Genomic DNA, 18645 nt, shown 5'->3' with positions numbered 1-18645 from the left:
CCGCTACAGCTTACGGCGCGGATCCGCTCCGGCGTGCGCCGGGGGGCGGACCGATGTCGATCCGAAAGCAGGAACGCACAAACCGCGGGTTCCCGTCCCCGGTGTCTCGCAAAATCCCGGGAAAATCATCAGCCCCATTCGCCCCGCAGTCCGCACGGCCCGGACACGCCGGGCGCGCGCCCACTCACTTGGCGTATCCGTGCGGAGGCACGGACGGCGTGCGGGAGGAGGGGCGGCGCGGCAGACGGACGGCCGTCGTCGCGGCCGGGGACGAGCGCGGCCGAACACGGCGTGGAAGAGGGAGAGTTCGGCGCACCGCCCAGCCGGGCGAGCACCGGGGCGCCTGCGGGCACGTCCCGGCCCGCAGGCGTGCGCCGGCCCGCGCCCCCGGTCAGGGAGCGCGGGCCGGCCTGCGGGTTCACTTCGCGGTGAACTCCTCGTACGCCTTGAGCACCTCGTCCGTCGGACCGTCCATGCGCAGCTCGCCCTTCTCCAGCCACAGGACGCGGTCGCAGGTGTCGCGGATCGACTTGTTGTTGTGGCTGACCAGGAAGACCGTGCCGGCCTCCTTGCGCAGCTCGCGGATCCGCGCCTCGGAGCGCTTGCGGAACCGGTTGTCACCGGTCGCCAGCGCCTCGTCGATCATCAGGACGTCGTGGCTCTTGGCCGCGGCGATCGAGAAGCGCAGGCGGGCCGCCATGCCGGAGGAGTAGGTCCGCATCGGGAGCGAGATGAAGTCGCCCTTCTCGTTGATGCCGGAGAAGTCGACGATCGAGTCGTAGCGCTGCCTGACCTCTTCCTGCGACATGCCCATCGCGAGACCGCCGAGCATGACGTTGCGCTCGCCGGTCAGGTCGTTCATCAGCGCGGCGTTCACGCCGAGCAGCGAGGGCTGCCCCTGGGTGTACACCTTGCCGCTCTCCGCGGGCAGCAGGCCCGCGACCGCCTTGAGCAGGGTGGACTTGCCCGAGCCGTTGGAGCCGATGAGCCCGATGGACTCACCCCGGTAGGCGGTGAAGCTCACACCGCGCACCGCGTGCACCATGCGGACGTTCGGGTTGCCCCTGCCGGTGACCAGGCGGGACAGGGCGCCGACGGCGCTTCCCTTGCTGGAGCCGGCGCCGTGCACCCGGTACACGATGTGCAGGTCGTCCACGATCACGGTGGGGATGCGCTCGCCGCCCGCGGCGGTGTCGATGTGCTCAGCCACGGCCGTACCTCTCCTCGGCCTTCCAGAAGTACACGAAGCCCCCGATGCCCATGATCACGGCCCAGCCCAGGGCCAGCGCCCACACGTGCGGGGGCAGCTGCTCGGAGGTGAAGCTGTCGATCAGCGCGAAGCGCATGAGGTCGATGTAGACCGCCGCGGGGTTGACGTCCAGAAGGATCTTGACCGCCGCCGGCGCGTGCGCCGCGAAGTGGCTGATGCTGTACATGACGCCGGAGGCGTACATCCAGGTCCGCAGGATGAACGGCATCAGCTGCGCGAGGTCGGTCATCTTGCTGCCCAGCCGGGCCATCACCAGGGCCAGGCCCGCGTTGAACACGCATTGCAGGACGAGCGCGGGCGCGACCAGCAGCCACGAAGGCCCGGGCACCTCACCGGTCATCAGCACGATCGCCAGCAGCACGAACATCGACATCAGCAGCTGCTGCAGCTGGACCAGGGTGAACGCGATCGGCAGGCTCGCGCGTGGGAAGTGCAGCGCGCGGATCAGCCCGAGGTTGCCCGAGACGGCACGCACCCCCGCCAGCACCGAGGACTGGGTGAAGGTGAAGATGAAGACACCGGTGACCAGGAAGGCGATGAAGTTGTCCACGCCGCGGTCGGTGCCCAGCAGCAGGCCGAAGATGAAGTAGTACACGGCCGCGTTGAGCAGCGGGGTCAGCACCTGCCACAACTGGCCCAGCCGGGCCTGGGTGTACTGCGCCGACACGCGGGCCCGGGCGAACGCCGAGATGAAGTGGCGGCGGCCCCACAGCTGCCGTACGTACTCGGCAAGACCCGGGCGCGCGCCGCTGACGGACAGACCGTACCGGGCCGCCAGCTGGGACGGCGTGCCCGCCGGGGGCACCGGGCCCACGGCGACCGCACCGTCGTGCGTTGTCTCGCTCACAGTTGACACTTTCGTCCTCTTGGCGCGCCGCGGGCCGGGCCCGTCGCGCGGGGTCACTCTCGTCCGAGCTTGTCAGATGATGGGGGGCCGGCCCAGTCGGGCGAGACGCCACACGGTCCGCCACCGCATGGGCTGGCGCGGGCCGCTCGGCGTCGTCCAGCCCTCCTTGAAACCGCTGAACCAGGCTCTCAGCGCGGGGCCCGAGGGCCTGCGCAGCAGGGTCAGCAGCATCCACACGCCGAGGTAGACGGGGACCAGCGCCCACGGGAGGTTGCGGCGGGCCAGCCACACGCGGTTGCGGGCCACCATACGGTGGTAGACCGCGTGCCGGGACGGGGCGGTCAGCGGGTGGAACAGCACCATGTCGGCGCGGTAGTCGATCATCCAGCCCGCGTCGAGGGCCCGCCAGGCGAGGTCGGTCTCCTCATGGGCGTAGAAGAACTCGTCGGGCAGACCGCCCACCTCCCGGAAGACCTGCGTGCGCACCGCGTTGGCACCGCCGAGGAAGGTGGTGACGCGCGAGGAGCGCAGGGGGTCGGAGGCCCGCAGCCGGGGGACGTGGCGGCGCTGGGTGGTCCCGGACTCCGGGTCGGCGATCCGGAAGCTGACGATGCCGAGCCGGGGGTCCGCGGCGAAGGCCTCGCGGACCAGCTCCCCGGTGTCCTCGTTCGGCAGCAGCCCGTCGTCGTCCAGGAAGAGCAGGACGTCCACCTCGCTGCCACCGGGGCCGAAGGCCTCGATGCCGACGTTGCGGCCGCCGGGGATGCCCAGGTTCTCGGGCAGTTCGACGGACCGCACCCCGGCGGGCAGTTCGGGCAGCGGCGAACCGTTGCCGACCACGGCGATCTCGATCGCCGGGCCGCGCTGCTTGGCGACCGAGTCCAGCAGGTCGCGCAGCTCCTCGGGGCGGTTGCCCATGGTGATGATCACCGCGCCGAGGCGGATCGTCCCGGCCGACGTCCCCACGGCGCTCACCTCAGCCTGCTCGACGCGAGGATCGACACCAGGTGCAGCAGCGTCTGCAGCACGGCGATCGCGGCCAGGAGGCAGACGGCGATACGGGTGAACAGCAGGTCGCCGTGGAAGGAGTCCGCGACGCCGGCGGCGAGGATCAGCAGTGATGCCTCCACGCCGCCCACCAGCCGGTGGAACTTCAGCGCGGCGGCGGCCTTGCGGGCCAGCGCCAGCCCGGAGGAGCGGGGCACGGAGGCCTCGTCCTGGACGGCGGGCAGGCCGCTGCGCGAGCGGGCCACGTCGACCAGATCCGTCTCCGCCTTGATCAGGATGGCGCCGAGCGCGGCCAGCGTCCCGAGGAAGGCCCAGCCCCACTGGGTGCCGGTGCCGTCGCGGTGGAAGAGGTCGGCCGCCCGCAGCCCGAAGCCGACCAGCAGCGCCGCCTCGGACAGGTAGTGCCCCACCCGGTCGAGGTAGACGCCGGTGATCGAGGTCTGCTTGCGCCAGCGGGCCACCTCGCCGTCCACGCAGTCCAGCAGCAGGTACAGCTGGATGAGCAGCGCGCCGGCCACGGCGCCGGCCAGGCCGGGCACGAGCAGCGCCGCGCCGGCCGCCACACCGGCGACGATCATGAGGTACGTGAGTTGATTGGGCGTCACGCGGCTGTTGACGAGATGCCTCGTCCAGCGCAGTGAGATCTCCCGCATGTAGATGCGGCCGGCCCAGTGCTCACCGCTGCGCCGGTCCTTCAGCCCCGCGGGGTGAACGACCGGCCGCAGCTCAGCTACCGATGGTTTTGGCATAGTCGGCGTACGCGTCCCTGATCTGTTCGGTGGACAGCTCCAAGTGCTCCAGGATCGTGTAGCGCCCGGGGCGGGTCTGCGGAGCGTATTCAACGGCTTTGACGAACTCGGCCTCGGTGAAGCCGATATCGCCCGGAGTGGTGGGCAAACCGTGGCGGTGCAGCACCTCGGCGAAAAGACCGGCCTCCTCCTTGGCACCGCGCAGGAACATCGCGAAGGCGGCACCGATGCCGACCTGCTCACCGTGGGCCGCGGCCCGCTTGGGGTACAGCAGGTCGATCGCGTGGCTGATCTCATGGCACGCCCCGGAGGCGGGGCGGCTGTCGCCGCTGATCGACATCGCGATGCCGGTGAGCACCAGCGCCTCGGCCAGCACGGTCAGGAACTCGTCCTCGCCCGTGCCGCCGGGGTGCCGGAGCACCGACTCGCCGGCGGTACGCGCCATGGCGGCGGCCAGCCCGTCGATCGGCTCGCCGGTCTCGCGGTGCGACAGCTCCCAGTCCGCGATGCAGGAGATGTTCGAGATCGCGTCCCCGATCCCGGAACGCACGAACCGCACGGGGGCCTCGCGGATCACGTCGAGGTCGATGACCATCGCGATGGGGCTCGGCACGCCGTAGGAGCCGCGACCGTTGTCGTTGTCCAGGGTGGACACCGGCGAGCACAGCCCGTCGTGCGCCAGGTTCGTCGCCACCGCCACCAGTGGCAGGCCGACCCGCGCCGCGGCGTACTTGGCGGCGTCGATGATCTTCCCGCCGCCGAGCCCGACCACCGCGTCGTAGCGGCTGCCGCGCATGGCGTCGGCGAGCTTGACCGCTCCGTCGATGGTGCCCCCGGCCACCTCGTACCAGTCGGCGCCGGGCAGCGCGGGGGCCAGCCGCTCACGCAGCAGCGCGCCCGAGCCGCCGCTGACCGCGAAGGCCAGCCTGCCGGAACTGGAGATGCGCTGGTCGGCGAGGACGGCTGCCAGGTCGTCCAGGGCCCCGGCACGGATGTCGACGACGACCGGCGAGGGGATGAGCCTCGTCAGTACCGGCACGCGATCTCCCGGGCACGGTTCAGGTCGTCGTGGTTGTCGATCTCGACCCAGGACACGTCACCGATGGGAGCGACGTCGACCTGGAAGCCGCGGTTGACCAGCTCCTGGTAGCCGTCCTCGTAGTACAGCTGCGGGTCGCGCTCGAAAGTGGCCTTCAGGGCGTCGGCCAGGTCTGCGGCGGCCTCGCTCTCGATGAGTGTGACGCCGATGTACTCGCCGGTCGCGGACGCCGGGTCCATCAGCTTGGTGATCCGCTGGACGCCCTTGCCGTCAGCGGTGATGACCTTCATCTCCTCGTCGGCGAGCTGCTTGACCGTGTCGAGGGCGAGGATGATCCGCTGCCCGTCGCCGCGGGCGGCGAGCAGGGTCTTCTCGACGGAGACCGGGTGCACGGTGTCGCCGTTGGCGAGGATGACGCCTTCCTTGATGACGTCACGGGCGCACCACAGGGAGTAGGCGTTGTTCCACTCCTCGGCCTTGTCGTTCTCGACGAGGTGGAGCTTCAGACCGTACTTGGCCTCCAGGGCGGCCTGCCGCTCGTGGACGGCCTCCTTGCGGTAGCCCACGACGATGGCGGCCTCGGTCAGGCCGACCTCGGCGAAGTTGCCCAGGGTGAGGTCCAGGACGGTCGTGGTGCCCGCGCCCGCCGGGTCCACCGGCACCAGGGCCTTCGGCAGGGTGTCGGTGTAGGGGCGCAGTCGCCGTCCGGCGCCGGCCGCCAGCACGAGGCCGATCATGCAGGTCCTCCAGTTTCGTCGTGTACAGCGGGTGCCTGCGAGGACACCCAGAAGCCGATGCTCTCGGTCAGGACCACCACCGCCAGCACGACGGCCAGGACGGTCAGCCCCACGGTGAGACCCGTGGTGCCCGCCAGGGCCGCAGCCCCCGCGGAGACCAGCAGTACCCGGCCCTCGTGGCCGCCGGTCGCGCGCACCAGGGCCCGCGGGGGCGCCCCGGTCCCGCCGCGGATGCGGTACACCGTGTCGTAGTGATGGTAGGCGACCGCGGCCACCAGTCCGAAAGCCGCGGGCAACGCTCCGTTGACGTCGGAGACAGCGGCCAGCGCCAGGACGGTTCCGTACTCGGCCGCGCGGAACACCGGCGGCACGAGCCAGTCGAGGGCTCCCTTGAGCGGCCTGGCGACGGCCAGGGCCGAGGTCACGGCGTAGCAGCAGGCGGCGGCGAACGGCCACCAGCTGCCCACCGGGGCGAGGATCGACGTGGTTGTCATCACCGCCGCGCCCAGCACCGCGGCGGCGGGAACCCCGCGGCCCCGGAACAGGCGGGTGAGTCCCTCGCCGAGCGGGCCGGTGTCGGACAGATCCGCCAGGGCCCGGGCGGCGGTGTCGCCGCCGGCCATCCGGCCCCGCACCGAACGCAGCACCCGGCCCGCCGTGGTGTAGCAGGCGGCGAGCGCGGAGGCGGCGATGAGCACGGTGAAGGTGATGCGCGGCGTGGTCGCCGCGGTGAGCACCGCGATCAGCGCCCAGCGTTCGCCGATCGGAAGCACGATCATGCGGCGCAGCCACACCGTCCAGCCGACGTGGTCGAGCCGCTGGGACAGCGCGCCGGCGCCGGTGCCGGTGCCGGCGTCCCGGGCGGTCTCGGCGAAGGCGAAGTCCACGACGTGGCGGCAGGTCTGCAGCACCATCGCCCCGAGCGCCAGCGCCCAGACGTCGTCGCCGCCGCGGGCGGCGCCGAGCGCGAGACCGGCGTAGTAGGCGTACTCCTTGGCGCGGTCGAAGGTGGCGTCCAACCAGGCGCCGAGCGTGGAGTACCGCAGCGAGTAGCGGGCCAGCTGGCCGTCGGTGCAGTCCAGGACGAAGGACGCGAGCAGCAACACGCCCGCGGCCACGAATCCCGGCCGGGTCCCGGTGGCCGCGCACGCGGCCGCGACCAGGGCCACCAGCAGCGAGGCGGTGGTGACCTGGTTGGGCGTGAGCCCGCGGCGGGCGCACCAGCGCGCGATGTAGCGGGAGTAGGGGCTGATGAAGAACGTGGTGAAGAAGCCGTCGCGGGACTTCACGGCGCTGCGCAGCCGCACCGCCTCGTCGTCGACGGCGGCGACGGCCGCCTCGGCGTCCGCGCGCCCGGTGACGTCGGCCGGCACGGTCGCGACCAGGACGCCGAGCTCGGGACGGTGCACGGGCACGCCGTCCTTCTCCATGCGCCCGGCGAGCCGGTCGGCGAGGGTCTCCCCCTCGCCTTCCACACCGGTCTCCGCGACGGCCCGCACCAGGGCGGCGCGGGCGTCGGGGCGCACCGAGACGGCGCCCGGCACAGTTGAGGCGTCGAAGCGGGGGTCGGTCAGCCCGAGCCGCAGTGCGTGCCGGTGCCCGACGAAGCGCGGGTCGACCACGGCGACGCGCTCGCCCGGCGGGACGGCCCGAAGACAGGTGGCGAGCGAGGCGGCGTCCTTCGCGGTGACGACCTCGAAGCCGAGGTTCCGCAGGTCGCCCTCGATCGGCGACATCGCGACCGGCGGACCGGTGAGGATGGCGGTCGACAGAAGGACTCATCTCCCTGAACATGCGTGCGTGCTCGGCGCCTTCCGGGGACGCCGTCGCCGCGGGGTGCGACGCACCGCGCGGGGGCCGTGTCGGCAGAGGCTATCGGATTCCCGGAAGGCTCCGTTCACCGGCCGTTCCCCCTGCAGCGGGCCGCTGGGCGTGATCATCATGGTCGATCGGGCAAGCATCGACAACCGTCCGGTACGCCCCGTACCAGGCGGCTCACGGAGGGTGCCGGAGCCCTGTGACGGGAGGGGCGCTGGGTGGCATGCGAACCGGCTGAGGAAGGTGGTGGGCCGGGACGTCACGGGGCGGCCGCCGGGTGCCGCGGCTGCTCCGCCTCGGCGTCGCCTCGGGACGGTCGTCCGCCGCCGGCGTGCGGCACCCTCCCGGGAACCGGCGCCGCGGTGACCTCGCGGGGAGCAGGTCGGTGCTCCCTGGCTCCCGAGCGGAGCCACTAGGGTGGCGCCATGGCATGGTTGATCACCGGCGGGGCAGGCTTCATCGGATCTCACGTGGTGCGGGCGATGGGCCGCGCGGGCGAGCGTGTGGTCGTGCTCGACGACGGCTCGGCCGGTGTGCCGGCCAGGGTGCCCGCGGACGTCCCCGTGGTGACCGGCTCCGTCATGGACCGCGCCGTGCTGGACCGCGCGATCGCGGAGCACGGCGTCACGGGCGTGGTGCACCTGGCCGCCAGGAAGCAGGTCGGGGAGTCGGTGGAGCAGCCGCTGCGCTACTACCGGGAGAACCTCGGCGGCCTCGGCACGCTGCTGGAGGCCGTGGCGGACGCGGGGATCGGCCGCTTCGTCTTCTCCTCCTCCGCCGCCGTGTACGGCCTGCCCGACGTACCGCTGGTGACCGAGTCCACGCCCTGCCTGCCGCTGAGCCCGTACGGCGAGACCAAGCTGGCCGGCGAGTGGCTGGTCCGCGCGGCCGGGCGGGCGCACGGGATCTCCACCGCCTGCCTGCGCTACTTCAACGTCGCGGGGGCTGCCGAGCCCCGGCTCGCCGACACCGGGGTGTTCAACATCGTCCCGATGGTCTTCGACAAGCTGACCCGCGGCGAGGCCCCGCAGATCTTCGGGGACGACTACCCCACCCCCGACGGCACGTGCGTGCGCGACTACATCCACGTCGAGGACCTCGCCGACGCCCACCTCGCGGCGGCCCGCTGGGTCGGCGAGCGGGACGGCGGGGCCGACCTGACGGTGAACATCGGACGCGGCGAGGGCGTCTCCGTCCGGGAGCTGATCGACGTCATCCTGGAGGTCACGGGCCGCAAGGACGTCGAGCCGCTGGTCCTGCCGCGGCGCGCGGGCGACCCGGCGAGCGTGGTCGCCTCGTCCGAGCTGATCCGCCGGGAGCTGGGCTGGACGGCGACCCGCGGCGTCCGCGAGATGGTGGAGTCCGCGTGGGAGGGCTGGTGCCTGAACCACCCGCAGGCGCGGGGCGCCTGACCACCGGCGTTTCCCCACGGCCGGCGCGGGCCCCATCGCCGCAGGTCACCGGGTCACGACAGCGGTCGCCGTCGGCGAGTTGCCCACGGAAGGTGACCGTTGTTCACTGGGCTCGCCGCTCTCCGCGCGCGGGCACGCCGTCGCGCGGAGGGCGACGGACGGGAGTGTCGGGCGATGGGCGCAGGGCACGCGCACGGACACGGACACGGCCACTCGCACGGTCCGGGGTCCGTACCGGCGGGCACGGCGGCCGCCGCGTACCGCGGACGGCTGCGCATGGCGCTCGGCATCACGCTGCTGATCCTGGTCGCGGAGGTCACGGGCAGCGCGCTCACCGGATCGCTCGCCCTGCTCGCGGACGCCGGGCACATGGCGACCGACGCGGCGGGCCTGGGGATGGCGCTGGTGGCCATCCACTTCGCCAACCGCCCGCCGAGCGAGCGCCGCACTTTCGGGCTGGCACGCGCCGAGATCCTGTCGGCGGTGGCCAACGCGGTGCTGCTGTTCGGCGTGGGCGCCTTCATCTTCTACGAGGCGGTCCGCCGGCTGATCACGCCCACCGAGGTCGACGGCGGGCTCACCGTCGTCTTCGGCGCGATCGGCCTCGTGGCGAACTCGGTGTCCCTGCTGCTGCTGATGCGCGGGCAGCGCGAGAGCCTCAACGTCCGGGGCGCCTTCCTGGAGGTGATGGCGGACGCGCTGGGCTCGCTGGCCGTGGTCGTGGCGGCGCTGGTGATCCTGGCGACCGGCTGGCGGCAGGCGGACCCGGTCGCCTCGCTCCTGATCGGCCTGATGATCGTCCCGCGGACGTGGAAGCTGCTGCGCGAGGCGATCGACGTCCTGCTGGAGGCCGCGCCCAAGGACGTGGACATGGCCGACGTACGCGCGCACATCCTGGCGCTGCCCGGGGTGGCCGGGCTGCACGACCTCCACGTGTGGACGATCACCTCGGGAATGCCGGTGCTCTCCGCGCACGTCGTGGTGAGCCGGGACGTCCTCGACGCGGTCGGCCACGAGAAGATGCTGCACGACCTGCAGGGCTGTCTCGGCACCCACTTCGACGTGGAGCACTGCACCTTCCAGCTGGAGCCGGTGGGACACGCGGAGCACGAGGCGCGTCTGTGTCACTGACGGCACGCCGCGCCGTGCGACGCAGTGTCACGGGACGGGAACGCCCTGCAACCACGTCGCGCGTCCCCGCGTGAGGCAGACTGAGGTCTTGTCGTCGAAGCAAAGGATGGCCATGCCCACGAGCCCCGCCGCCGGCCGGCCCCGCACACCCGCCGCGGACCCCTCTTCAAACGGTGCCCCGGCGCCGATCCTCCTCGAGCTGGTCGACGAGACCGGTGTGACGATCGGTACCGCGGAGAAGCTGTCGGCCCACCTGCCGCCGGGGCGGCTCCATCGGGCGTTCTCGGTCTTCCTCTTCGACGGCGAGGGCAGGCTGCTGCTGCAGCGCCGCGCGGCGGGCAAGTACCACTCCCCGGGTGTGTGGTCGAACACCTGCTGCGGCCACCCCTACCCGGGCGAAGCGCCCTTCGTCGCCGCCGCGCGCCGCACCGCCGAGGAGCTCGGCGTGGCACCCGCGCTGATGCGGGAGGCCGGCACGGTCCGCTACAACCACCCGGACCCGGCGTCGGGGCTGGTCGAGCAGGAGTACAACCACCTCTTCGTCGGCCTGGTGACCGCGCCGCTGGACCCGGATCCGGAGGAGATCGGCGAGACCGCTTTCGTGTCGCCCACCGAGCTCGCCGCGCTCCGTGCCTCCGGGCCGTTCTCCGCCTGGTTCCCGACCGTGCTCGGGGCCGCGCTGCCCGCCGTGCGCGAGCTGACCGGCGACGCGGGCTGGTAACGCGGCCGCCGCGCGCCCGGCGGGGTCAGTGGGATCAGTTGGGGTCAGTGGGGTCAGTGGGGTCAGCGCACCAGGCCGGGCGGCAGCGGCAGCGCGGCCCAGATGACCTTGCCGCCGGTCGTGGTCTGCTGGACGTCGCACATCCCGCCGGCCTCGGCGGTGACCGTCTTGACCAGCAGGAGACCGCGCCCGCCGGTGTCGGCGTCGTCGACCTGGAGGGCCTTGGGCCGGTACGGATGGTTGTCCTCGACGGCCACCCGGACCCAGTCCACGCCGACGGCGAACTCCACGGCGATCTCCGGCGACAGCAGCGCGGCGTGCCGCACCGCGTTGGTGACCAGCTCGGAGACGATCAGCAGCAGGCCGTGCAGCAGTTCCTCGCTGACCGGCACGCCCTGGCGGACGACCAGCTCCCGCACGGCGTGCCGGGCCTGCGGCACCGAGGAGTCCAGCGCGGGGGCGGTGAAACGCCACACGCCCTCGTACGGGCGCGGGACATCCGGCGCCATCGGGGGCACCGGGTCGGGGGGCGGGACGCTCCCGCGTACGTCCATGGCGGTCTTCACCCTCGCATTCGCGCGATGCACCCGCGGCCCCGCTGGGCCGCCCACGGCGGCGGCGAGATCCGCCTCACGGATCGAGTGTCGGCAGCCGACGGCCCCGCCCCGAGCCGCTGACCGCAAATCCGCACCTTTCGATCGCTGCCGACTCAAGGCGATCGGACGTGCCAGGCCCGTGAGCCCTACTGATCTGGCGGTGCCGGTTCACTGACGCGTCAGCGGGGCGTCCCGGGCATCGGCGACCATTCCGACGATCCGGCGGCCGCCGAGGCCGGCGCCGAGCAGTCCCAGTCCGTCGAAGAGCAGCGCCAGCGAGAAGAAGGCGCCGATGACGTAGAGGCTGCTCTCCGGCCAGTTCCCGAGGACCAGGATCGCCAGCAGGATGCCGATCGCGCCCTGGATGAGCGTCCACACCATGTGCGGTCCGCGCACCACCATGCCGCCGAAGAGACGGAAGATCCCGCCGGTCAGGAAGAGCAGCGCCGCGAACATGGTGAGTGCGGCCGCCGTCTGCTCGGGGTTGCGGATCACCACCACCCCGGCGGCGATGTAGAGGGCCGCGACGACCAGGGCGAGCCAGAAGAAGCTCGTGTCGCGGTTCTGCACCGCCTGGACCAGGCCGACGACGCCGCCGGCCAGCAGCAGCCAGCCGAAGAGCAGCATCGAGGTGATGGTGGCGAAGCCCACGTAGAACAACCCGACCAGGCCGCCCACGACGAGGACCGCCCCGAGGGCGGCGACCCAGCCGAGGCTGCGCTTGATCCCGGCCTCCGGGGGCTTCGGGTGCCTCTTGCGTCCCTTGAACGGGGCCATGGCCGCCGCCTCCTTGCGCTCGTCGGGAGCCACTCGGGAGCTACTGCCCATATACCCGATTTGCCGCGGCACGGACCGGGATAGGATCCCGGTCCGGCGGCCTTCGCGATCTCCGGCAGCCGGGACGACGACGAGATGAGGGATGCGGACATGTCCGAGCCGTCCGGGCCCGGCCTCGTGGTGGACACGGTGGGCGCCACCGCAACCGTGACGATCAGCAATCCGGCCAAGCGCAACGCGATGACCGTGGCGATGTGGCGGGAGCTGCCCGGCCTGCTCGGCGGCCTCGCCGCGGACCCCGCCGTCCGCGTCCTGGTGCTCACCGGTGCCGGCGGTACCTTCTGCGCCGGCGCCGACATCTGCGACCTGCGCGATCCGGCGAGCGGTTCCGGTGCGGCGCAGGGCGCGGCCGTGGAGGCGGAGGAGGCGCTCGCGGCGTTCCCCAAACCGACGCTCGCCGCGATCCGCGGCTTCTGCGTGGGCGGCGGCTGCCAGCTCGCGGCCGCCTGCGACCTGCGGTTCGCCGCGGAGGGCGCCCGCTTCGGGGTCACCCCGGCGCGGCTGGGCATCGTCTACCCGGCGTCCTCCACCCGGCGGCTGATGGGGCTGGTCGGCCCGTCGGCGGCGAAGCACCTGCTGTTCTCCGCGGAGCTGATCGGCCACGAACGGGCGCTGCGGACCGGGCTGGTGGACGAGGTGCTGGCGGAGGACGAACTGGACAAGCGGGTCGAGGAGTTCGCCGGGGTGCTGGCCTCGCGGTCGCTGCTGACGCAGGCGGCGGCCAAGGAGTTCGCCGCGCCCGAACTCGACCCGGCGCGGGTCGGGCACTGGGCCCGCCAGGCGGACGGCAGCGACGAGACGGCGGAGGGTGTGACCGCGTTCCTGGAGCGCCGCGAGCCCCGCTTCACCTGGACGGTGGGGCGGTAGCGAGCGCCGCCAGGGCATCGTCCACGACTACAGCCTGGTGCCGCGCCCGGTGCCGGACGGGATCGGCGCCCGGCGGTTCGCGGCGCAGCCGACGGTGCTCGTGCTGCCGGCCGGGCATCCCGGCGACCCTGGGCCGGGCGATCCGGTGCCGCTGTCCGCGCTGAGCCGCCTGTCCGGGGCCGGGTGGATCACCGACTCGCGCGGCAGCGACGACGACGAACTGGTCCCGCGGGTGTGCGCGATGGCCGGCTTCACCCCGCGGATCGTCCCGGGCGACAGCCTGCACCTGGTGAACCTGCTCACGGGGCGGGCCTGGGGGTGGCGCTGCTCGCCGCGTCGGGGGTGGAGCGGCAGCGCGACGACGTGGTGCCCCGCCCGCTGGACCCGCCGATGGGCACGCGGCGGCACTTCCTGGCGGCGGGCGCCGGTCAGCGGCCGTGGCCGCCCATCGCGACGGTCGCCCGGCTGCTCATGGGTGAGCGCGCGGGCGACCGGGGTGGACAGGGGGTCAGCGGACGATTCTGACGGATTCCCCGCCGGCTCCGCGGACGCCGGCCGGGTCCTTCCGGGAGGTGCCGTACGCGCACGGCATCGCCGGATGCCGGCCCAGCAGCACGACGCCCACGGCGATCGCGGCGAGCCCCGCCGCCTCCCAGGCCAGTGCGCCGGGCGTGAGGCGTACCCGGTCGCCGAGGAAGCCGACGCCGCAGGCGATTCCGGCCAGCGGCTGGGCGGCGGTCAGCGCGGGCAGCGACATGCGCAGCGGGGCCGTCTCGAAGGCGCTCTGCACGAGCATCAGCCCGGTCAGACCCATCACGACGACGGCGTACGGCTGCCAGTGCACGAAGAGCGCGCCGACGCCCTCGTCCTCGGCCACCTGGCCCGAGATCCGGGTCAGGGCGTCCTGGAGGCCGTAGAGCAGGCCCGCGGCGAGCGCCAGCACCGTGGCCTCGCGCGCGGGGCGCAGCCGTCGCGCGCAGGCGACCAGGAGCAGCGCCAGGCCGACGACGACCCCGACCACCAGCCAGTGGCGCAGCGCCCCGGCGGGTGGTCCGCCGCCCGAGGGCCGGCCGGCCACGATGAAGGCCGTCACGCCGATCGCCAGCAGCGCCACGCCCGACCAGCCGTGCCGGCCGAGTCTCTGGCCGGTGAGACGGCGGGAGAGCGCCATCGCGAAGAGCAGGTTGGTCGCGGTCAGCGGCTCGACGAGGGAGACCTCGCCCTTGGTGAGCGCGAGGGCGCTGAGCAGCATGCCGCAGATCATCAGGAAGACACCGAGCAGCCACTGCGGCATGCGCATGAGGTCCAGCAGCAGCCTGAAGGACAGGAAGTCGGACAGCGGAGCGCGCTGGGCGGCCAGCTGCTGGAGTACGAAGCCCAGCCCCAGACAGCAAGCGGCCCCCACCCCGAGCAGGAATACGGCCACCTCGTCAACCTCCCGGTCTCGCCGGCTGGCCCGACCTTAGCCCCTCACCCGTCTTGATCGCGACGATTGCCCGCCCGTGAATCCCGGGCTCCGCCCACCACTGTCGCGACGGCGTGCCCTGTGGTACGTGTCCCCCGCGCGGGCACCGGCAGGCCGGCGACGATGCTGCGGATGAAGTGCAGCTCGGCGACGATGCCGGCGAGCGTCTCGCACTCGGGGCCGCGGGGAGATCCGGGGGCCGCGGCGGGGGCCCGGCCGTCCAGGGTGTCGGCGAGCGCCGTGAGCGCGGCGACCACCTGCGCTCCCTCACGGGCCGAGGGACGCGGGGCGCCTTGCTCCATTCGGACGACGCAGGCGGTGGCCGCGTCCACGATCCGCTCGGAGGCGGCGACCACCCGGAACCAGTCGCCGTTGCCGCCGTGCCGGGAGGGCAGCTCGGCGGCGAAGGTCTCGGCGGCCGCGCGGGCCTCGCCCAGGGCGCTGTAGGCCGCCCGGCGCAGCACCCCGCGCTCCTCGGGCCGCTCGGCCGCGGGGCCGGTCAGGACATGGTCGAGGTGCTGCCGGGTACGCCGCTGTGCAAGCTCCTGCCACCAGGCACGCTGTCCACCGGCCCTCCGGGGCCGCTTGCGGCGGGCGGGCGGTTCCGCGGCGCCGTCGCCGGTGCCGCGGACATCGGTCCGGCCGTCCTCCCCAGTGCGCGAACGGGAGGTCGTACAGCCCGGTCGGGGTGGTCGAGGTGTCCTGCACACGGGTCCGGCCCTCGACGAGGCCTCCCCCGCCGAAGCGGGCGGCCGCGGAGCCCGCGGCGACCCAGCGGCCGTCGCGCCGGTCCCATCAGGTCAGCGTCCCGATGGTGGCCTCCGGGGAGGCGGCTTCGGCGATGATCAGCTGGGTGCCGCCGCCGGTGTCCGCCATGCGGTCCGGCAGCGCGTGCGGCGGCGGCCAGGGGCCCGCGACCGCCGTGCCGGCCACGACGGCCGGCATGGCGAGGCGGGTCAGTGCGGCGCGCAGGCTCAAGCGGGGAGCTGGGCCTCGATGGCGGCGACGATCTCGTCGGCCTCCGGCTCGGTGCGGGGACGGAACCGGCCGACGACCTGGCCGTCCGCGCCGACGAGGAACTTCTCGAAGTTCCACTGGACGTCGCCGGCCTGGCCCTCGGCGTCGGCGGTCTCGGTCAGCGTGGCGTACAGCGGATGCCGCTGGTCACCGTTGACGTCGGACTTCTCGTAGAGCGGGAAGCTCACACCGTAGGTCGCCGAGCAGAAGGTCGCGATCTCCTCGGCCGTGCCCGGCTCCTGGCCCGCGAACTGGTTGCTGGGGAAGCCCAGCACGGTGAACCCACGGTCGGCATACCGCTTCTGCAGCCGCTCCAGGCCCTCGTACTGCGGGGTCAGACCGCACTTGGAGGCAACATTGACGATCAGCAGGGCCTTGCCCCGGTGGTCGGCGAGGGAGGCGGGCTCACCGGTGAGGGTGCGCAGCGGGATGTCGTAGATGCTCACGTTCGGATCTCCTCGTTTCGGGGCGCGGACGGACCACAGGTCGTCCATTCAACCCCGGTCACGGTGCCGGTCTTCCCACGGGAGGGCGTTCCGGGCGCGACCGCGGCGGGGCCTCAGTGCTCGGTGACGCGCCCGGAGTCGACCCGGATGCGGCGGGTGGTGCGGACGGCCTCCAGCATGCGGCGGTCGTGGGTGACCAGCAGCAGGGTGCCGTCGTAGGAGTCGAGGGCGGACTCGAGCTGCTCGATGGCGGGCAGGTCGAGGTGGTTGGTGGGCTCGTCCAGGACGAGGAGGTTCACGCCGCGGCCCTGCAGGAGGGCAAGGGCGGCCCGGGTGCGCTCGCCCGGCGAGAGCGTTGCGGCGGGGCGCAGGACGTGCGCGGCCTTGAGGCCGAACTTGGCCAGCAGGGTGCGGACGTCCGCGGGTGCCGTGTCGGGGACCTCCGCGCCGAAGGCGTCCAGCAGCGACTCGCCGCCCAGGAACAGCTTGCGGGCCTGGTCGACCTCGCCGACGACGACGCCGGGACCGAGGTGGGACGCGCCCGCGTCGAGGGGGACACGGCCGAGGAGCGCGGCCAGGAGGGTCGACTTGCCGGAGCCGTTGGCGCCGGTGATGGCCACCCGGTCGGCCCAGTCGATCTGCAGGTCGACCGGCCCGAGGGTGAACTCCGGGCCGCGGCGGACCTCCGCCCCGCGCAGGGTGGCCACGACCGCGCCCGCGCGGGGCGCGGCGGCGATCTCCATGCGCAGCTCCCACTCCTTGCGGGGCTCCTCGACGACGTCGAGGCGTTCGATCATGCGCTGGGTCTGCCGGGCCTTGGCGGCCTGCTTCTCGGTGGACTCGGCGCGCAGCTTGCGGCCGATCTTGTCGTTGTCGGTCGCCTTGCGGCGGGCGTTGCGGACGCCGTGCTCCATCCAGTTGCGCTGCATGCGGGCCCGGGACTCGAGTGCGGCCTTGGTGTCGGCGAACTCCTCGTAGGCCTCGCGGGCGTGGCGGCGGGCGGTCTCTCGCTCCTCCAGGTAGGAGGCGTAGCCGCCGCCGTAGGTGTTGATCTGCTGCTGGGCGAGGTCGAGTTCGACGACGCGGTTGACGGTGCGGGCCAGGAACTCGCGGTCGTGGCTGACCAGGACGGTGCCCGCCTTGAGGCCCTTGACGAACGCCTCCAGCCGCTCCAGACCGTCCAGGTCCAGGTCGTTGGTGGGCTCGTCCAGGAGGAAGACGTCGTAACGGCTCAGCAGCAGGGACGCCAGGCCCGCGCGGGCGGCCTGCCCGCCGGAGAGGGCCGTCATGGCCAGGTCCAGGCCGACGCCCAGGCCGAGCGCCTCGCTCACCTCCTCGGCCCGCTCGTCGAGGTCGGCGCCGCCGAGGGCGAGCCAGCGCTCCAGGCCGTCGTTGTAGGCGTCGTCCGCGCCGGGCGCCCCGTCGACCAGCGCCTGGGTGGCGGCGTCGAGCGCGGCCTGGGCGGCGGCGACCCCGGTGCGCCGGGCGAGGAAGGCCCGTACGGTCTCGTCCGGGCGGCGTTCGGGCTCCTGCGGGAGGTGGCCGACGGTCGCGGTGGGCGGGCTCAGCCGCAACTGCCCCTGCTCGGGCGTGCTCAGGCCCGCGAGCATGCGCAGCAGCGTCGACTTCCCGGCACCGTTGGCCCCGACCAGACCGACGACGTCGCCGGGGGCGACGACGAGGTCGAGGCCGGAGAACAGGACGCGGTCCCCGTGGCCGGCGGCAAGATCCTTGACGACAAGAGTGGCACTCATCAGGCTGCCGATGCTATCGCCCCGCCGGATGGCGCCCGGGACGGCCGCCGGCCGCCCCCGATCCAGGGAGGGAACATCCCATGCCGAGCAAGAAGGCGCTCGTCCGCCGTCCGGGTCCGCGCCTGGCCCAGGGGCTGGTGACCCACGTCGAGCGCTCCCCCGTCGACGCCGGGCTCGCGGCACGCCAGTGGGAGGGGTACGTGGCGGCGCTGCTGGCCCACGGCTGGGAGACGGTGGAGGTGCCGGCGGCCGACGACTGCCCTGACGCGGTCTTCGTCGAGGACGCGGTGGTCGTCTTCCGCAACGTGGCGCTGCTCGCCCGCTCCGGTGCCGTGTCCCGGCGCCCGGAGGCGGCCGGGGCCGAGGAGGCGGTCACCGCGCTGGGACTGTCGGTCAACCGGGTGCGCGAACCGGGCACGTTGGACGGCGGGGATGTGCTCAAGGTGGGGGACACCGTCTACGTGGGCCGGGGCGGGCGGACCGACGCCGAGGGCGTCCGGCAGTTGCGGTCCGCGTTCGAACCGCTGGGGGCGCGGGTGGTGGCCGTGCCCGTCACCAAGGTGCTGCACCTGAAGTCCGCGGTGACGGCGCTGCCCGACGGCACGGTCATCGGGTATCCGCCGCTGGTTGACGACCCGTCGGTCTTCACCCGCTTCCTGCCGGTACCGGAGGAGGCGGGCGCGCACGTGGTGCTGCTCGGCGGCGGCCGGCTGCTGATGGCGGCGAGCGCGCCACGGAGCGCGGAACTCCTGGGCGACCTCGGATATGAACCCGTATTGGTGGACATCGGCGAGTTCGAGAAGCTCGAGGGGTGTGTGACCTGCCTGTCCGTTCGCCTGCGGGAGCTGTACGCCTGACGGCGGGTTGCCTTTTGAGTGGTACCTAACCTACGGTTTCGTAACTTACGATTCCGTAGGCACTCTCAGCGATC

19 protein-coding genes and 1 pseudogene are annotated in these 18645 nt (G+C 73.1%); 6 read left to right on the top strand and 14 right to left on the bottom strand.

From position 1 onward, the window contains the following. Positions 1-418 precede the first annotated feature (418 nt). From AC3EUJ_RS16110 to AC3EUJ_RS16080, 7 genes are all read right to left on the bottom strand, one after another. Positions 419-1210 (bottom strand): ABC transporter ATP-binding protein, encoded by a 792-nt coding sequence (locus tag AC3EUJ_RS16110; protein ID WP_431961905.1) that lies wholly within the window; start codon positions 1208-1210, stop codon positions 419-421. Then, the gene (locus AC3EUJ_RS16105) at positions 1203-2117 is read right to left on the bottom strand and encodes an ABC transporter permease (protein ID WP_431961904.1); all 915 of its coding nucleotides are present in this window, start codon (positions 2115-2117) and stop codon (positions 1203-1205) included. Before AC3EUJ_RS16105 ends, AC3EUJ_RS16110 begins: the two co-directional genes overlap by 8 nt. A 72-nt stretch (positions 2118-2189) precedes the next feature. Next, on the bottom strand, positions 2190-3035 hold the full coding sequence (locus AC3EUJ_RS16100; protein WP_431961917.1) for a glycosyltransferase family 2 protein: 846 nt from the start codon (positions 3033-3035) through the stop codon (positions 2190-2192). A 53-nt stretch (positions 3036-3088) separates the two neighbouring features. Beyond that, entirely contained in the window at positions 3089-3874 is a 786-nt protein-coding gene (locus tag AC3EUJ_RS16095) for a CDP-alcohol phosphatidyltransferase family protein (RefSeq protein ID WP_431961903.1), read from the bottom strand. After that, on the bottom strand, positions 3852-4913 hold the full coding sequence (locus AC3EUJ_RS16090) for an iron-containing alcohol dehydrogenase family protein (RefSeq protein ID WP_431961902.1): 1062 nt from the start codon (positions 4911-4913) through the stop codon (positions 3852-3854). Before AC3EUJ_RS16090 ends, AC3EUJ_RS16095 begins: the two co-directional genes overlap by 23 nt. Further along, on the bottom strand, positions 4901-5650 hold the full coding sequence (locus AC3EUJ_RS16085; protein WP_431961901.1) for a phosphocholine cytidylyltransferase family protein: 750 nt from the start codon (positions 5648-5650) through the stop codon (positions 4901-4903). The genes AC3EUJ_RS16090 and AC3EUJ_RS16085 overlap by 13 nt, the downstream gene beginning before the upstream one ends. Continuing rightward, positions 5647-7422, bottom strand: coding sequence for a DUF5941 domain-containing protein (locus tag AC3EUJ_RS16080; RefSeq protein WP_431961916.1), 1776 nt, complete (start codon positions 7420-7422; stop codon positions 5647-5649). The genes AC3EUJ_RS16085 and AC3EUJ_RS16080 overlap by 4 nt, the downstream gene beginning before the upstream one ends. A 471-nt stretch (positions 7423-7893) precedes the next feature. On the opposite strand from AC3EUJ_RS16080, the gene galE reads away from it, so the two are divergent. The 3 genes from galE (at position 7894) to idi (ending at position 10732) form a co-directional block, all read left to right on the top strand. Next, positions 7894-8880, top strand: a complete 987-nt coding sequence (gene galE, locus AC3EUJ_RS16075) for a UDP-glucose 4-epimerase GalE (protein WP_431961900.1) — start codon at positions 7894-7896, stop codon at positions 8878-8880. 174 nt (positions 8881-9054) lie between these two features. Next, a complete protein-coding gene (locus tag AC3EUJ_RS16070; protein ID WP_431961899.1) occupies positions 9055-10011 on the top strand; it encodes a cation diffusion facilitator family transporter in 957 nt (318 codons plus the stop codon). Between the two features lie 112 nt (positions 10012-10123). After that, the gene (idi, locus tag AC3EUJ_RS16065; RefSeq protein ID WP_431961898.1) at positions 10124-10732 is read left to right on the top strand and encodes an isopentenyl-diphosphate Delta-isomerase; all 609 of its coding nucleotides are present in this window, start codon (positions 10124-10126) and stop codon (positions 10730-10732) included. A gap of 62 nt (positions 10733-10794) precedes the next feature. Here the strand turns inward: idi and AC3EUJ_RS16060 are convergent, their stop codons facing one another. Beyond that, on the bottom strand, positions 10795-11286 hold the full coding sequence (locus AC3EUJ_RS16060; protein ID WP_431961897.1) for an ATP-binding protein: 492 nt from the start codon (positions 11284-11286) through the stop codon (positions 10795-10797). 210 nt (positions 11287-11496) lie between these two features. Continuing rightward, positions 11497-12105 carry an HdeD family acid-resistance protein gene (locus AC3EUJ_RS16055; protein WP_431961896.1) on the bottom strand — a complete coding sequence of 203 codons (609 nt, stop codon included), beginning with the start codon at positions 12103-12105 and terminating at the stop codon, positions 11497-11499. A 150-nt stretch (positions 12106-12255) separates the two neighbouring features. Between AC3EUJ_RS16055 and AC3EUJ_RS16050 the strand changes: the two genes are divergently transcribed. Then, on the top strand, positions 12256-13032 hold the full coding sequence (locus tag AC3EUJ_RS16050; RefSeq protein ID WP_431961895.1) for an enoyl-CoA hydratase/isomerase family protein: 777 nt from the start codon (positions 12256-12258) through the stop codon (positions 13030-13032). Between the two features lie 318 nt (positions 13033-13350). Next, positions 13351-13557 (top strand): hypothetical protein, encoded by a 207-nt coding sequence (locus tag AC3EUJ_RS16045; protein WP_431961894.1) that lies wholly within the window; start codon positions 13351-13353, stop codon positions 13555-13557. Here the strand turns inward: AC3EUJ_RS16045 and AC3EUJ_RS16040 are convergent. The 5 genes and pseudogenes from AC3EUJ_RS16040 to AC3EUJ_RS16020 form a co-directional block, all read right to left on the bottom strand. Next, on the bottom strand, positions 13541-14458 hold the full coding sequence (locus AC3EUJ_RS16040) for a DMT family transporter (RefSeq protein WP_431961893.1): 918 nt from the start codon (positions 14456-14458) through the stop codon (positions 13541-13543). The genes AC3EUJ_RS16045 and AC3EUJ_RS16040 overlap by 17 nt on opposite strands. 44 nt (positions 14459-14502) lie before the next feature. Further along, positions 14503-14961 carry a hypothetical protein gene (locus tag AC3EUJ_RS16035; RefSeq protein WP_431961918.1) on the bottom strand — a complete coding sequence of 153 codons (459 nt, stop codon included), beginning with the start codon at positions 14959-14961 and terminating at the stop codon, positions 14503-14505. A gap of 193 nt (positions 14962-15154) precedes the next feature. Then, positions 15155-15442: pseudogene (locus AC3EUJ_RS16030) on the bottom strand (hypothetical protein); the annotation flags it as partial. 29 nt (positions 15443-15471) lie between these two features. Then, entirely contained in the window at positions 15472-15960 is a 489-nt protein-coding gene (locus tag AC3EUJ_RS16025) for a glutathione peroxidase (RefSeq protein ID WP_431961892.1), read from the bottom strand. 113 nt (positions 15961-16073) lie between these two features. Continuing rightward, a complete protein-coding gene (locus AC3EUJ_RS16020) occupies positions 16074-17714 on the bottom strand; it encodes an ABC-F family ATP-binding cassette domain-containing protein (RefSeq protein ID WP_431961891.1) in 1641 nt (546 codons plus the stop codon). Between the two features lie 80 nt (positions 17715-17794). Between AC3EUJ_RS16020 and ddaH the strand changes: the two genes are divergently transcribed. Beyond that, entirely contained in the window at positions 17795-18571 is a 777-nt protein-coding gene (gene ddaH, locus AC3EUJ_RS16015) for a dimethylargininase (protein ID WP_431961890.1), read from the top strand. The last annotated feature ends 74 nt before the right edge of the window (positions 18572-18645 follow it).

Source organism: Actinacidiphila sp. bgisy160 (assembly GCF_057707815.1).
The sequence above is the reverse complement of the archived record's forward strand: the minus strand, read 5'-3'. Positions and strand labels throughout refer to the sequence as shown.

What these genes read in the sequence shown, in the direction of transcription:
- ddaH (WP_431961890.1), top strand. Translation starts at nt 17,795, where the DNA reads ATGCCGAGCAAGAAGGCGCTCGTCCGCCGTCCGGGTCCGCGCCTGGCC.
- AC3EUJ_RS16070 (WP_431961899.1), top strand. Translation starts at nt 9,055, where the DNA reads ATGGGCGCAGGGCACGCGCACGGACACGGACACGGCCACTCGCACGGT.
- AC3EUJ_RS16060 (WP_431961897.1), bottom strand. Translation starts at nt 11,286, where the DNA reads ATGGACGTACGCGGGAGCGTCCCGCCCCCCGACCCGGTGCCCCCGATG.
- AC3EUJ_RS16100 (WP_431961917.1), bottom strand. Translation starts at nt 3,035, where the DNA reads ATGGGCAACCGCCCCGAGGAGCTGCGCGACCTGCTGGACTCGGTCGCC.
- galE (WP_431961900.1), top strand. Translation starts at nt 7,894, where the DNA reads ATGGCATGGTTGATCACCGGCGGGGCAGGCTTCATCGGATCTCACGTG.
- AC3EUJ_RS16055 (WP_431961896.1), bottom strand. Translation starts at nt 12,105, where the DNA reads ATGGCCCCGTTCAAGGGACGCAAGAGGCACCCGAAGCCCCCGGAGGCC.
- AC3EUJ_RS16050 (WP_431961895.1), top strand. Translation starts at nt 12,256, where the DNA reads ATGTCCGAGCCGTCCGGGCCCGGCCTCGTGGTGGACACGGTGGGCGCC.
- idi (WP_431961898.1), top strand. Translation starts at nt 10,124, where the DNA reads ATGCCCACGAGCCCCGCCGCCGGCCGGCCCCGCACACCCGCCGCGGAC.
- AC3EUJ_RS16085 (WP_431961901.1), bottom strand. Translation starts at nt 5,650, where the DNA reads ATGATCGGCCTCGTGCTGGCGGCCGGCGCCGGACGGCGACTGCGCCCC.
- AC3EUJ_RS16020 (WP_431961891.1), bottom strand. Translation starts at nt 17,714, where the DNA reads ATGAGTGCCACTCTTGTCGTCAAGGATCTTGCCGCCGGCCACGGGGAC.
- AC3EUJ_RS16095 (WP_431961903.1), bottom strand. Translation starts at nt 3,874, where the DNA reads ATGCCAAAACCATCGGTAGCTGAGCTGCGGCCGGTCGTTCACCCCGCG.